General features: G+C 68.0%; 13 protein-coding genes. 2 read left to right on the forward strand and 11 right to left on the reverse strand.

Annotated features, from left to right (window positions below; genetic code table 11):
* Positions 1–14: 14 nt before the first annotated feature.
* From J1M43_RS10990 to J1M43_RS11025, 8 genes are all read right to left on the reverse strand, one after another.
* Positions 15–1,466 (reverse strand): LCP family protein, encoded by a 1,452-nt coding sequence (locus J1M43_RS10990; RefSeq protein ID WP_307823406.1) that lies wholly within the window; start codon positions 1,464–1,466, stop codon positions 15–17.
* Positions 1,463–1,930: a 5-(carboxyamino)imidazole ribonucleotide mutase gene (purE, locus tag J1M43_RS10995; protein ID WP_206477373.1), complete on the reverse strand. Its 468-nt coding sequence runs from the start codon at positions 1,928–1,930 to the stop codon at positions 1,463–1,465. Before purE ends, J1M43_RS10990 begins: the two co-directional genes overlap by 4 nt.
* A 289-nt stretch (positions 1,931–2,219) precedes the next feature.
* Positions 2,220–3,362, reverse strand: a complete 1,143-nt coding sequence (locus J1M43_RS11000; protein ID WP_206476694.1) for a 5-(carboxyamino)imidazole ribonucleotide synthase — start codon at positions 3,360–3,362, stop codon at positions 2,220–2,222.
* 125 nt (positions 3,363–3,487) lie between these two features.
* Positions 3,488–4,042 carry a PH domain-containing protein gene (locus J1M43_RS11005; RefSeq protein ID WP_234001404.1) on the reverse strand — a complete coding sequence of 185 codons (555 nt, stop codon included), beginning with the start codon at positions 4,040–4,042 and terminating at the stop codon, positions 3,488–3,490.
* A 76-nt stretch (positions 4,043–4,118) separates the two neighbouring features.
* Positions 4,119–4,883 carry a biotin--[acetyl-CoA-carboxylase] ligase gene (locus tag J1M43_RS11010; RefSeq protein ID WP_206476695.1) on the reverse strand — a complete coding sequence of 255 codons (765 nt, stop codon included), beginning with the start codon at positions 4,881–4,883 and terminating at the stop codon, positions 4,119–4,121.
* 33 nt (positions 4,884–4,916) lie between these two features.
* The gene (locus J1M43_RS11015) at positions 4,917–5,303 is read right to left on the reverse strand and encodes a type II toxin-antitoxin system VapC family toxin (RefSeq protein WP_206476696.1); all 387 of its coding nucleotides are present in this window, start codon (positions 5,301–5,303) and stop codon (positions 4,917–4,919) included.
* Positions 5,303–5,539, reverse strand: coding sequence for a type II toxin-antitoxin system Phd/YefM family antitoxin (locus J1M43_RS11020; RefSeq protein ID WP_206476697.1), 237 nt, complete (start codon positions 5,537–5,539; stop codon positions 5,303–5,305). Before J1M43_RS11020 ends, J1M43_RS11015 begins: the two co-directional genes overlap by 1 nt.
* 48 nt (positions 5,540–5,587) lie before the next feature.
* Positions 5,588–6,877: a CDP-glycerol glycerophosphotransferase family protein gene (locus tag J1M43_RS11025; RefSeq protein WP_206476698.1), complete on the reverse strand. Its 1,290-nt coding sequence runs from the start codon at positions 6,875–6,877 to the stop codon at positions 5,588–5,590.
* Positions 6,878–6,974: 97 nt separating this feature from the next.
* On the opposite strand from J1M43_RS11025, the gene J1M43_RS11030 reads away from it, so the two are divergent.
* The gene (locus J1M43_RS11030; protein WP_206477375.1) at positions 6,975–8,000 is read left to right on the forward strand and encodes a glycosyltransferase family 2 protein; all 1,026 of its coding nucleotides are present in this window, start codon (positions 6,975–6,977) and stop codon (positions 7,998–8,000) included.
* A 10-nt stretch (positions 8,001–8,010) separates the two neighbouring features.
* Here the strand turns inward: J1M43_RS11030 and J1M43_RS11035 are convergent, their stop codons facing one another.
* From J1M43_RS11035 to J1M43_RS11045, 3 genes are read right to left on the reverse strand one after another with little or no spacing between them, the layout of a single operon-like run.
* Positions 8,011–9,447 carry a CDP-glycerol glycerophosphotransferase family protein gene (locus J1M43_RS11035; protein WP_206476699.1) on the reverse strand — a complete coding sequence of 479 codons (1,437 nt, stop codon included), beginning with the start codon at positions 9,445–9,447 and terminating at the stop codon, positions 8,011–8,013.
* The gene (locus J1M43_RS11040) at positions 9,444–10,697 is read right to left on the reverse strand and encodes a CDP-glycerol glycerophosphotransferase family protein (protein ID WP_206476700.1); all 1,254 of its coding nucleotides are present in this window, start codon (positions 10,695–10,697) and stop codon (positions 9,444–9,446) included. Before J1M43_RS11040 ends, J1M43_RS11035 begins: the two co-directional genes overlap by 4 nt.
* A 49-nt stretch (positions 10,698–10,746) precedes the next feature.
* Entirely contained in the window at positions 10,747–12,183 is a 1,437-nt protein-coding gene (locus J1M43_RS11045; RefSeq protein WP_274607440.1) for a S1C family serine protease, read from the reverse strand.
* A gap of 93 nt (positions 12,184–12,276) precedes the next feature.
* Between J1M43_RS11045 and J1M43_RS11050 the strand changes: the two genes are divergently transcribed.
* Complete coding sequence (locus tag J1M43_RS11050; protein ID WP_206476701.1) at positions 12,277–13,479, forward strand: aminotransferase class I/II-fold pyridoxal phosphate-dependent enzyme; 1,203 nt, start codon at positions 12,277–12,279, stop codon at positions 13,477–13,479.
* The last annotated feature ends 141 nt before the right edge of the window (positions 13,480–13,620 follow it).

Here is a 13,620-nt window from a genome sequence, read left to right on the forward strand (position 1 = left end):
CTCTGAACGTCGGATCACGGTGTCGGGGTCGGCGTCTCGGTCGGCGGGTGCAGCGTCTGCTGCGCGAGGTCGCGGACGAAGGCGTAGTCCGGCTCGAACTCGTCGATGCCGTTCTCGGGCACCAGCTCGATCGGCGTGACCGGCAGCTCCTTCGCCTTCATCATCAGGTCGAAGAACTCCGGCAGCTTGTCCCTTGGCAGATCCGTGTCGACGAGCACAGTGCCGGCGGACGCGATCTCGTTGAAGCGGGTCAGCACATTCTCGGGCGTGAACTGGTCGAGGATCGCGATCTGCAGCTCACGCTGGCGCTGCATGCGATCCCAGTCGCTGGTCGTGTACCGCGATCGCGCGTACCACTGGGCGGTATCGCCGTCCATGCGCTGCTGCCCAGGCTCGATCCAGCCGATCGCCCACTCGTTGACGTCTGTGCCGGTCCAGCCCTCCGGCGGACCGCCCTTCGGCAGACGCTCGGTGACGTTGATGTCGACGCCTCCGAGGGCGTCGATCATGGCTGCGAAGCCGTTCATGTCGATGAAGATGTAGTACGGGATCTCGATCCCGAGGATGCCCTCCGCGGCATCCTTCGTCGCCTCGATACCGGGCGCTGACCCCTGGGCTGCGGCATCCGGGTAGAGCTCGGCGCCTTGATCGTCCCGACAGACCTCGGCCGCGTAGCGGATGTGGTTCATCCACCCGTCCCACCCGCAGGTCGGCGACGCGTGCCCTTCGAAGCCGCCAGGATACAGCGCCTGCATCGGGCTTCCCTCGCTGAACGGCGCATTCGGCAGTTCGCGCGGGATGCCGAAGATCGTCGTCGCACCTGTCGTGGCGTTGACGGACACCACCGAGATGCTGTCGAAGCGCATGGAGTCGCGGCCGTCGCCGCTGTCCGCGCCGAGCAGCAGGATGTTGTAATAGCCTTCGCTGGGTTCGACGCTCGGTCCGCTCTGACCGAAGATGTCATCGATCGCGCCCTTGCTGGCACCGGCGACGCTCGCCGCGTAGCCCGCGCCCCCGCCGAGAAGGCCCACGATGATCAGCGCCACGACCGGAATCGCGAAACGCGAAGCCTGCGGCATCTTGACGAGGCGCACGAGGCGCAGTGTGTCGAAGGTCAGCACGACCCACAGCACCGCGTAGGCGACGAACAGCACCTGGAGCGGCGTCAGAACGAACCAGTTCGTGACCACCGAGATGAGCACCGAACGCCAGAAAAGCGCCGAGACGACAGCGAGCACGATGAGGAACCAGCTCAGCAGCGTGGCCACCAGGCCGAAACGGCCGAGTCTGCGGTTGCCTCCGGCGAGCACCTGCGCGGAACCGGGGATCAGCACGTTCATCACGACCAGCCACCAGCCACGGCGACCCATGAAGGCCGGATCGGCCGCATCGGGATGGCGCAGCGGTCGGGGCTCGATCAGACGGCGCCCGCTCCGTATCGCCGCGCCGGGAGCGGCAACCGTCACAGGGAGTCCTTCAGCCGTTCGTTCTTCTCCGCGACCTGCGACTCGAGAGTGCGAGCGTACTCCTCGAGCCGATCCGCCAGCGCGGCATCCGATGCGCCGAGGATGCGTGCCGCGAGGATGCCGGCGTTGCGAGCACCGCCGATCGACACGGTGGCGACGGGGATGCCGGCGGGCATCTGCACGATCGAGAGCAGCGAGTCCATCCCGTCGAGATATGCGAGCGGCACAGGAACCCCGACGACCGGCAGCGGAGTCATCGATGCGAGCATGCCGGGCAGGTGCGCTGCTCCCCCGGCGCCGGCGATGATGACGCGGATCCCTCTGCCCCGCGCCTCGCGCGCGTACTGCATCAGCCTGTCCGGCGTGCGGTGCGCCGAGACGACCTCGACCTCGTGCGCGATGCCGAACTCGGTGAGGGCCTGGGAAGCGTCGCTCATCACGCGCCAGTCGGAGTCGGATCCCATCACGACGCCGACGACGGGCGCGGCAGAAGAGTGCAGTGGCTCAGTCACCTCCCCAGGGTACTTTCCGCTCCCCTGGTTCGGCTGAACGGCGCGCCCTTCGCCGGCCCCTGAGCCTGTCGAGCCGGTCCCTGAGCCTGTCGAAGGGCCCCTGAGCCTGTCGAAGGGCCCCTGAGCCTGTCGAAGGGTCCCTGAGCCTGTCGAAAGGGCCCCTGAGCCTGTCGAAAGGGCCCCTGAGCCTGCCGAAAGGGCCCCTGAGCCTGTCGAGCCGGTCCCTGAGCCTGTCGAAGGGTCAGGCGAAATGGGCGGCTGCGGCCCGCGCGGTGTAGACGACGTCGTCGAGGTCATCGCCCACGACGTTCACGTGACCGACCTTGCGCCCGGGTCGCGCCGCCTTGCCGTACGTGTGGATCTTCGCCGAAGGATGCTCGGACATCGCGGCATCGAAGCGGTCCTCGAACGCGCCTTCTGCCGGGCCGCCGAGGATGTTGACCATCGCCGCCCACCGTGCGCGAGGCGACGTATCGCCCAATGGAAGATCGGCGACCGCGCGCAGGTGCTGCTCGAACTGGCCGGTGACGGCTCCGTCCTGGCTCCAGTGGCCGCTGTTGTGCGGGCGCATCGCCAGCTCGTTGACCAGGATGCGCTCATCGTCGGTCTCGAAGAGCTCGACCGCCAGCATCCCGGTGACGCCCAGTCCGTCTGCGATCTGCCGCCCGATCGCCTCGGCGACCACGGCCAGCCGCTCACTCGCGCCCGGTGCCGGTGCGAAGACCTCTGCACACACCCCGTCGCGCTGCACGGTCTCCACGACGGGATATGCGACCACCTGTCCGCTCGGCCGGCGCGCGACCTGCTGAGCGAGCTCGCGAGTGAACGACACCAGCTCTTCCACGAGCAGTGCATCGCCTGCGCCGGTCGCCGCGTCGGCCGTCAGGGCGTCCAACCAGTCGGCAGCGTCCTCAGCAGCGCGCACGACGCGCACTCCCTTGCCGTCGTAGCCGCCACGCGGGGTCTTCACGACGGCCTTGCCGCCGTGGTCGTCGAGGAACGTCTGCAGCTCGGCGGTGTCGCGCACGGCGGACCAATCCGGCTGCGGCACACCGAGCTCGGCGAGGCGCGCACGCATGACGAGCTTGTCCTGCGCGTACTGCAGGGCATCAGGACCCGGATGCACCGCGACGCCTTCCGCGACGAGCGCTTTCAGCACGTCCTGAGGGACGTGCTCGTGATCGAACGTGACGACGTCGACGTCGTTGACGAACGCTCGCACGGTGTCGAGGTCACGGTAATCGCCCACAGCGGTCGCCGCCAGCTGCGCCGACATCCCTTCGGACTCGGCCAGCACCCGGATGTCGAGCCCCAGCTCCACCGCCGGAGCGATCATCATCCTGGCCAGCTGTCCGCCGCCGATCACTCCTACACGCAACGCCATCGAGATCTCCGTTCGTCGTGGCCATTCTCTCGCATATGGGGAGGACGTTTCGACTCGCTGACGCTCGCTCAACACGTTTCGTCTCGGCTTCGCCTCGCTCAACGACCCGCAAAGGAGGGGTGCGCTCAGTGGTCGGAGTCGGGATCGGACATCGACTGCGCGTCGCGGTGAGCGAGGATCTGGTTCACCTCGATCTGATCCGCCAGCGCCTCGTGCACCAGCGTGACGTTCGGCACGTTCGCGAGACGCAGCGGGGTGTCGACCCCGTTGGACAGTGTGATGGTTCCCGCACCCCACATGCGCTGCACGATGCCCCGCCGCACGCCGATCGAGTATCCGCGCACGTGCGACATCTCACGACTCCGCCGCGCGCCCATCCCCTCGCGCACGACCACGCGCCTCGTGGTGACCACGTAGCTGCGCGAGGCCCAGACGAGGAACGGCATCAGCACGCCGAACAGGACCAGAGCGGCGGCTGCGGCGATCAGCATCCAGTTCTCGAAACCGGCGGGAAGGTTCCCGTAGAAGAACCCGGTGGCGCCTGCCACCGCGATGAGCAGCAGGGCCGACCAGAACAGTCGCCGCGCGTGACTGCGGAACCGCGCGATGAGAAGCTCTTCGGCGGGTGCGCCTGGCGGCGGCATCATCGGCCGCCCTCCGAGTGTCACGGGCTGGGTCACCCCTCCATTGTGCCTGGCGTGTCGGACATCGCCCGCCAGCGGTCGGCGTGTCCTGCCCGGCCCGCCGGATGCCCACTCACTTCAGGCGCGCGTGCACGACGTCGCCGGCCGCGATCAGGTGCTCGATGCCGTCGCTGCGGACGCAGAGTCGGCCGTCCGACTCGAGACGCAGCGCGGTGCCGTGCAGAACCGTGCCGTCGGGAAGCGAGACGTCGACCTCTCGGCCGAGGCTGGCGCACCGGGCGGACACCGCGGCATGCACGCCGCTGCGCACGGCGTCTCCCCACGTGACGAGCGACGCGACGAGATCGCCCAGCCCTCCGACGTATGCGGCGACGAGCAGATCGGCGTCGGCACTCTCGCCCAGGACGGCGAACGACGTCGCAGTGGGAACCGGGAGCTGCTTCTCGGTCATCGCAGTGTTGACACCGGCGCCGACGACGACGGCGCCGCCGGTCGATTCGGCCAGGATGCCGCAGATCTTGCCCCCATCGACCAGGAGGTCGTTCGGCCACTTCACGCCGACGTCGTGACCAGGGAGCTGGGCGGAGACGGCCTGTGCCATCGCCACTCCGGCGATGAGAGGGATCCATCCCATCGCCTCGGGCGAGGAGGGCAGTTCTCGCAACAGAACCGAGATCGCCAGAGCCGAACCGGCCGGCGACACCCACGATCGATCGAGCCTCCCCCGTCCGGCCGTCTGATTGTCGGTGAGGAGCACCGACAGGTGCGGCCACGCCTCGGCGTCCGACGAGAGCACGCGCAATGCCGCATTCGTCGATGCGGATTCGTCGATCGCCTCGAAACGGGATGCGACGGCTTCAGCCTCTGGGTACTGCATAGTGGTCAGTCTACGGAGCGGGAGCGTCCGCCATCAGAGTCGCGCATCCTTGATCCAGTCTTCGTCCAACCCGAGCAGGGTCGCGTCGCTGGTCAAGAAGGTGAACCGTTCCTGCTTCGCCTGAGCGAGCAGAAGCCGATCGAACGGGTCATGCCGGACGAGAGATTCGAATCCCAATAGGGCACCGGCGTGTGAAGCGAGGAGCGGTAGCTCGGTCAATCCCGACGACCGGAAGATCTCAGGGAACGTCTCGCCTCCTGGCAACGACGTGCGACCCAGCATGTGATTGATCGTGATCTCGGTGACGGACACCGAGGAGTAGTACACCTGAGTCGCGACATCTATGAGCCCGCGGCTCGCCAGCCCGAGCCGAGGGCTGTCGTGCACCAACCAGATCAGCGCGTTGGTGTCGAGCAGCATCAGCTGCGTCGCCCGTAGAACAGATCGTTGATCTCTTCGTCCACCCCGTCGAACAACGACGGATCGTGCTCGGGTTCGTCTGCCGCGAGTCCGTATACGACAGTGAATTCACGGTGGGGAACGATGTCCACAAGCGGTCGACCCGCGCGTGCGATCGTGACCTTCTCGCCTTCGAGAACGCGTGCGATCAGCGAAGAGAGCTGGCTCTTCGCCTCGTGCATGTTCATCTGGGCCATCACCCTAGCTTAGCTAAGTCGGGCCCGTTCCAAAAGAGGTTCCCCGGCTCAGCCGTGGAGCTGCTCGTCCTTGTCCTCTTCATCATCGTCGTCCTCACCGGACTTGATCGCGCCCATCTCGCGTATCTGCCACTCGTCCCATTCGCCCATCAACTGCGCGATGGCGGCGTGGAACTTCGCGGTGGCGACGCCGGGCGTCGTGTCGCCGAAGTAGCGCTGCACCCACATGCGCAGCCGCATGATGGCGTCCTCGTCGCCACGGACGCGTTCGACCTCGCGCACGACGTCGGCCACGGCATCCGCACTCAGCCACTCGCAGTCGGAGAGATACCCGCCGGTGTCCACCGACGCGCGCTCGTCGACCGGACGCGTGATCATGAGCGGCTTGCCCGCCGCGAGGCGGTCGTACACCATCGCGGAGATGTCGACGATCGCGACGTCGGCGGAGGCGAGCTGCCAGCCGAGCTCCGGGCCGTCGTCGTAGACGTGCTGCGCGCGGGGGTCCGCGCTGTTCGCCGCGGCGATCGCCGCGATGATCCGTCTGTGCGCGGCGCCGTACTCGTCGTCGACCACACCACTGCGCGGGTGAGGTCGGTAGATGACACGATGCGATCCGGACGCCAGCAGGGCACCCACGAGCGTCTCGCCGTGAGTGGCGATCGATCCGTAGTGCGCGCTGGGGCGATCGCCCTCCCACGTCGGGGCGTACAGCACGACGGTGCGCTCGTCAGGGGTGTACGGCAGCGTGCCGGAGAAGTGATCGGCCTGTGGACGGCCGATCTCGATGGTCCGGTGGTCGACGTCGTAGTCCCAGAGCGTGCGGGACAGACGATCACGCGCGGCCTGGCCGGCGACCAGTGCGTAGTCGTAGGCCTTGTACTGGTTCGTCGTCATGTACATCTTGTCGGACTCGCCGTGATTGATGAACACGTGCCAGCGTCGGCCGTAGCGGAACATCTGGAAGTTTCGCGTGTTCTGGTTCACGTACAGCACGATGCGGATGTCCTGGTCGCGGATGAAGCGCTCGAGATCGCGCACGGTCGGCACGAACGCCACCGGCGGCGCGTCCTCCGCGATGAGCTTCTCCGCTCCGATCGGGTTGCGCGCGAGAACGACCACCGGCCAGAGCTTGTCGAGTTCGGCGAGCGGGCGGTACCACTGGCGCATCTGGTACATGTTCACCGCACCGTCGGCGAAGTACACCGCGATCTTGTAGTGCTGCTCCGGGTGCGGAGGCATCGCCTCGAGGGTGCGTCTGACGCGCTGCACCGCCATGCGCGAGCGCACCGCCTTGCGCAGCAGGCGATACGCCTTCTTGACATCTTTTACAGCACCCACATGACAAGACTACGCAGGCAGCGCCACCTCGCCATGACATGATCGGGGGGTGGCAGAGAACGATTCGGCAACGCCTTCGAACGGCGCGTCGTTCGTCATGCCCGTACTGAACGAACGCGCCTACCTCGAGCACGCCGTCGCCTCGGTGCTCGAGCAGGAGCTGGAGGGGCCCGCGGAGCTCGTCCTCGCACTCGGGCCTTCGACCGATGGGACGACCGAACTCGCGCAGCGCCTCGCCGCAGACGACGACCGCATCCGTCTGGTCGACAACCCCGATGCGCACATCCCCGTCGGCCTCAACGCCGCGATACGCGCCAGCCGCTACCCGACGATCGTCAGGGTCGACGCGCACTCGGAGCTCTCCCCGGGCTACGCGCATCGTGCGCTCGCGACCCTTCACCGCACCGGTGCCGCGAACGTCGGCGGTGTGATGCGGGCCGACGGACGAACCCCGTTCCAGACGGCTGTGGCCCGCGCCTACAACTCTCCCATCGGACTCGGCGGCGGCGCCTACCACGGCACCGCTCACGAGGGCGAAGCCGAATCCGCGTACCTCGGGGTCATGCGCCGCGACGTCCTCGAGGAGGTCGGGCTCTTCGACGAATCGATCCGTCGCGGTGAGGACTGGGAACTGAACCTGCGCATCAGACAGGCCGGGCACAGGGTGTGGCTCGATCCGCAACTGTCAGTGACCTACTGGCCTCGCGAGAGCTGGTGGCGTCTGGCGCGTCAGTTCCGTGCCACCGGCGCCTGGCGAGGCGAACTCGTCCGGCGCTACGGGCGCAGCAACGGCCTGCGGTTCTTCGCGCCGCCGGCGCTGGTGCTCAACGTCGCACTCGCCCTGATCGTGGCGGTGCTGCAGCTGACCGGCGTTCTGAGCGGCGTCTGGTCGATCGTGGCGTCCGTCGTCTATCTGCCCCTGGTCGCCTACCTCCTGCTCGTCATCGCGATGGCACTGCGCCCGGGAGGCGGCAGAACCCCGCGCGAGCGCATCTGGACGCTCGCGGTGCTTCCGACCATGCATCTGGCGTGGGGTGCGGGCTTCCTCGTCGGTGTGCTCCGCGGCGCCCGCGGCACCGTCGACGCCTCGCGCCTCGGTACGCAGAACACGCCGCTGCCATAGGCGCGGCGTGTCACGCGTCGACGAAACCGAGATCCAGCAGCCGCGAGACCACACGCTCCGCAGCATGCCCGTCGTCGAGCGAATTGAACTGCCTGCGCCACGCGGCGTACCGCTCGGCGAAGAATCCGGGCAGCGATTCGTCCATGAGGGCGTCGGAGAGCTCGTCCTGCGTCGTGACCAACGGCCCAGGCGCGCGTTCGGCGAGATCGAAGTAGAAACCGCGCAGCTCACCGCGATAGTGGTCCAGGTCGGGAACCATGAAGTACATCGGCTTGCCGGTCACGCTGTAGTCGAACATGACCGAGGAGTAGTCGGTGATGAGTGCGTCGGCGACCAGCAGCAGCCGGGCCGTGTCCGGATAGCCGGTCACGTCGATCACCCGAGCCCCGGACTGGTCGCGCCCAGGGCGCAGGGTACGCGAGTGTCCGCGCACCAGCACCACAGCATCCGTCTGCTCTGCGAGCAGCTGCGGGTCGACGAAATCGACGATCTCGCTGCGGTCGTCGCGCCAGGTCGGCGCGTACAGCAGCACCCGCTCGTCGGGACCGACGCCCAGCGCCCTTCGCGTCGCCGATCCGTCGTCCGTCGTGAGCACGTCGTTGCGCGGGTAGCCGTCGGTCCAGATCGGCTTGCCGAAGAACGCGTACGCCTTCTTCAGGATCCGTTCGGAGTAGGTGTTCTGCGCGAGCAGCACATCCCAACGGCGCGATTCCTTCACGACTGCGGCCATGCGCCTGGGGTCGAACCCGCGCCGGTGCAGCGCGAGACGCTTCAGCGGAGTGCCGTGCCACGTCTGCAGCACCTTCTGGCCCGCCTTGCGCGCGAAGCGGCGCCGCATCCAGTCGTTCACGATGAGCAGCCGTGCTGCTCCCCGCGCGCGCCACCACTCGGGACTTCCCTCGACCACGGCGATCGCGCCCTCCGGGACGGCGATCGACATGTCGACGACGCTCCAGTACCTGGTGACGTTCGGGGCGCGTGCCGCGAGCTCGCGGTCGATCGCCCGCGGGTTGCAGCCGACGCTCTGCCCGTAGAAGCTCTCGAAGAACACGGCGTTCTCGTCGCCGCCGGACTGAGCGACGTAGCGCTCCTCCAGGGTCGACTGCCCCTCGCTCGTCTCATGGATCAACGCGAGCGGAGCGGCGATCTCGACATGGGCGCCGTGCAGTGCTATCCGGATGCTCGCGAGCAGCGAAGGGCCGATCCCGACGTCATCGAGATCGACGCCGGCGACGCTCAGCGCGTACGACCCCGATGGCAGCGGCAGCTCTTCACTCCCCCAGCGGATGCTGCGAAGCGGAATGATCGCCTTCCAGGTCTTGCCCCCACCGGTGATCCTGCCCACCGCACGCGCCCGCGGCCCTTCGAGCGTCGCCGTGGCCGGCTTCGGCCCCGTGCCTGCGATGACCAGCGTCTCCGCCTGCTCATCGATCCGGGCCGTCGTCATCGTGCTCCCTTCGGCGCGGGGATTCCCCGCTGGCGGATCGCCTGGTACACCCGGCGGCTGTTGCGTCCGTCGCGGTATGCGTGCATCTGTGCGCTGAGCGTAGTGGATCGCGTGGAACGCGCGGCGAACGCATCGGGGTCCGCGAGCAGGGCGCCGAGCTGCTCGAGCAACTCGGTCCAGTCCGTCGCCGCGTCAACACCGGCGACGTCTTCGTACCGCCCGTAGAAACCGCGCGTGCGGGCGTAGTCCGCGGCATCCGGTGCGAGATACAGCACCGGCATCGCCAGAAGCCCCACGTCGTAGGCCAGCGACGAGTAGTCGGTGATGAGCGTGTCGAACCCCGCCAGCGCGGGAGTGATGTCGGAGACGAGGTCGGATCCCAGCATCCGCACTCGGGCGCTCGGCAGCGGCGGCTGATACGCGCCGGCTCCCAGCGGATGGGAGCGGATGAAGAGCACGGCGTTCTGCGACTCGAGCAGCGCGATGATGCGTACCCACTCCGAGGCGGTCGGCACGGCGACGTCATCGCCGCCGTCGCGCCAGGTCGGTGCGTACAGGAGTGCGCGGGCGCCCTCGGGTAGCGGGCCGGATGCGGCGTCGAGCAGAGCGGATGCCGTCTGCCGCCGCTCTTCGTCGGTGCCGGTCGACAGCACGTCCACGCGCGGCTCGCCGGTGACGACGACGCGCGCATCGCCCAGTGCGAACGCGGATTCGAGCCGGCCCCGCGAGCGATCGGATGCCGCAGGCAGCACGCGGATGCGCTGTGCGGTGCGGCGGTACAGCAGGCCGACCAGACGGCGAAGGAGGCCGGCGCCTGGAACGTTCGGAACCTGCGTGGTCGCGGGCGAGTCGAGCCCGATGCGCTTGAGCGGGATGCCGTGCCACAGCTGTACGACGAAGCCGCCTGAGACGGCGTACCGGTTCACGTCACCGAGACCATGTGTCACGACGAGGACGCCGGCTCGTGCGGTGGCCCACCAGCCCCGCAGCGACGACTTCGAGATCGTGGGGATGCCGAGGGCCGCGGCATCCGCTCGTTCGCGAGGAGAGGAGACGAGCCAGACGGCGTCATGCCCCTCGGCCGTCGCGAGCGTCCACAGCGCCAGCGCGCCGTCGCCGATGCCCGCGCCGCAGCCGAACACCCAGCGCTGCCCGCGGGGCACGAAGGCAGCGCCTATTCCGCCGACGGCATACAACGGGATGCGAAGAAGCTTGGCCGCATTGCCGGAGCCGAAGGAGAAGGACGCCACCCCGCGAGCCTATCGCGGGGTGGCGTCCTTCTCTGGGAAACGGGTGGCGTCAGAGGCTGAGCTCTCCCAGTTTCACGTCGATGTCGTACGACTTGCCGTCGCGGACATATGTGAGCTTCGCATCACTGCCGGCCGCTGCTGCACGCACCTGGGCGGTGAGGTCGGTGGCACTCGCGATCGGTGCGCCGTTGAAGGTGGTGACGATGTCCCCCTCGCTCAGACCCGCGGACTCGGCCGCACCGCCGCTCACCGGAGTGTCGGCGATGTACGCGCCGGCCACCTCGGATCCTTCCACGGAGGAGGCGTCTCTGACAGAGGCGCCGAGCAGACCGTGCGTCGCGGCGCCATCCTCGATGATCTCCTCGGAGATGCGCTTGGCGACGTTCGACGGAATCGCGAAGCCCACCCCGATCGAACCGGACTCCTCGGAACTGCCGGCTGTCGCGATGGCGACGTTGATGCCGATGAGCTTGCCCTCGCTGTCGACGAGCGCACCACCCGAGTTCCCGGGGTTGATCGCGGCATCCGTCTGGATCACCGCGATCGAGATCGACTCGGTCGCGTTCTGGGGCTTGGTGCCCGGAAGGTCGAACTGGAACGGACCGCCCTCCTGACCGGAGTCGCCGCCGTCGTCCTGGCTGTCCTGATCCGCCGAGTCCGGAAGGGCGGACGATGCGATCTGGATGCTGCGGTTCAGCGCACTGACGATGCCGGTGGTGACCGAGTTCGAAAGGCCGAGCGGCGCACCGACGGCGACCGCCGTGGAGCCGACGTTGAGCTCGGACGAATCTGCGAACTCGATCGGTGTCAGGTCTTCCGCGCCCTCGAGTTTGATGACCGCGAGGTCGTAGATCGGGTCGGTGCCGACGATCGTGGCGTCGTAGATCTGACCGTCGGAGCCCGTCACCCTGATGGCGGGATCCGCGGCCGCGCCGCCGAGGGTGACGACGTGCGTGTTCGTGAGCACGTAGCCGTCCTTGCTGAGCACGACGCCTGAGCCGCTGCCCGATCCTTCCTGGCCAGCGACCTCGAGCGTGACGACGGAGGGCAGCACGGTGGTCGCGATCGCGGTGGTCTCGTTCACGGAGCCGGGGTTGTTCACGGTGATCGTGCCGGTCCCGGTCGCAGTGGAGCCGACCGGTTGCGACCAGAGGTTGTTGCCGAGGTAGCTGCCGCCGAGTCCGGCTGCGCCTCCGACGAGCGAGGCTGCGACGATGAGTGCGGCCACCTTGCCTGCGCCGAACGGCTTCTTCTCCTTGGTCTTCGTCACGGTCTGCACCGCAGCGCCCTCCGCGGCGGCCGGAACGCCCGTGGCCGGTGTGGAGATGCCGAACGCGGCACCGGGCGCCTGGGGTCCCTGAGAGGTCGGCGCGTGGTACGACGCGAACGCCGCCGGCATGTCATGGCCGGCACCACTGCCGCCCCGCTCCTGCGGCGCAGGCTGCTCGGGTGACGCGGACTCGTTGGTGTTCTTGTCTTCGTTCATGGTCTGCTCCTTCAACAAGTTCAGACTGCCGCTCGTAGCTGTGCGTTCGATATGGCCGCGGTGAGTGTCGGCTATGGCCTTAGCCTGGTTTGCATGAGTGGTATTCCCGGCGCCTGGCGGCGCACCGCGGCAGGGGCCGGCCTGCTGTCTCCCGACGGCGCCGTCGCGCCCACCATCTTCGCAGAGATGTCTGCGTCCGCGATGAGAACGGGCGCGATCAACCTCGGGCAGGGATTCCCCGATGAGGACGGCCCTGCCGAAGTTCTCGAAGCCGCCCGTGCCGCCATCTCGCAGGGCGTGAACCAGTATCCGCCCGGGCGTGGATTCGCAGATCTTCTGGAGGCGATCAGCGAGCACCAGCGCCGCTTCTACGGGCTCTCGGTGGGCCCCGCGACAGAGGTGATCGTGACCGCCGGTGCGACAGAAGCACTGACGGCGACACTGCTGGCGTTGATCGACTCCCCGGACGACGAGGTCGTCGTGTTCGAGCCGTATTACGACTCGTACGCGGCAGCGGTGGCTCTCGCCGGTGCGCGGCTGCGCACCGTTCCCCTGCGCCTGCCGGATTTCCAGCCGGACCTCGAGGTGCTCGCAGCATCCGTCACCGACCGCACGCGGCTCATCCTCGTGAACGACCCGCACAATCCGACCGGGGTGGTGTTCTCGCCGGAGGTGAAGGCCGAGATCATCCGCCTCGCGCACCTGCACGATGCGGTCATCGTCACCGACGAGGTGTACGAGCACCTCACGTTCACCGCGCCCCACGTGCCGATCGCCACGCTGCCGGGGGCCGCGGAGCGCACGCTGACGATCTCGTCCGGAGGCAAGACGTTCTCGGCGACCGGATGGAAGATCGGCTGGATCCACGGTCCCGCCGATCTGATCACCGCCGTGCTGACCGTCAAGCAGTACCTCACGTACGTGAACGGATCGGCATTCCAGCCGGCGATCGCCGTCGGCCTGCGCTTGCCGGACACCTTCTTCGCGGATGCCGCTGCCACCCTTGCGCGCAAGCACGAGATTCTCGGGGCGGGCCTTCGTGATGCCGGATTCGAAGTGATCGCACCGCAGGGCGGATACTTCACGGTCGCAGATGCGTCAGCACTAGGCGGGGCGGATTCGATGGCCTTCTGTCGGGCGCTGCCGGACACGGCCGGCGTGGTCGCGATCCCATTGGAGGCGTTCGTGAGCGAGGAGCACCGCGGCGACTACGCCGGGCTCGTGCGATTCGCCGCCTGCAAGCGCGTCGAGGTGCTCGAGGAAGCTGCGCAGCGGTTGGCTGCCGCGACGTTCTGACGGCCCGGGTGAGGTTTCGACTCGCCTGCGGCTCGCTCAACCCGTTTCGTCGCGGTCGCTGCGCTCCCTTGCTCAACGCCCCGCAGACGCGAGCTGGGCGTTGACGAACATCTGCGGTGCGTTGAGCGAGCGAAGCGAGAC

The sequence above is a fragment of the Microbacterium sp. KRD172 genome (genome assembly GCF_017168295.1).
GTDB lineage: Bacteria > Actinomycetota > Actinomycetes > Actinomycetales > Microbacteriaceae > Microbacterium > Microbacterium profundi.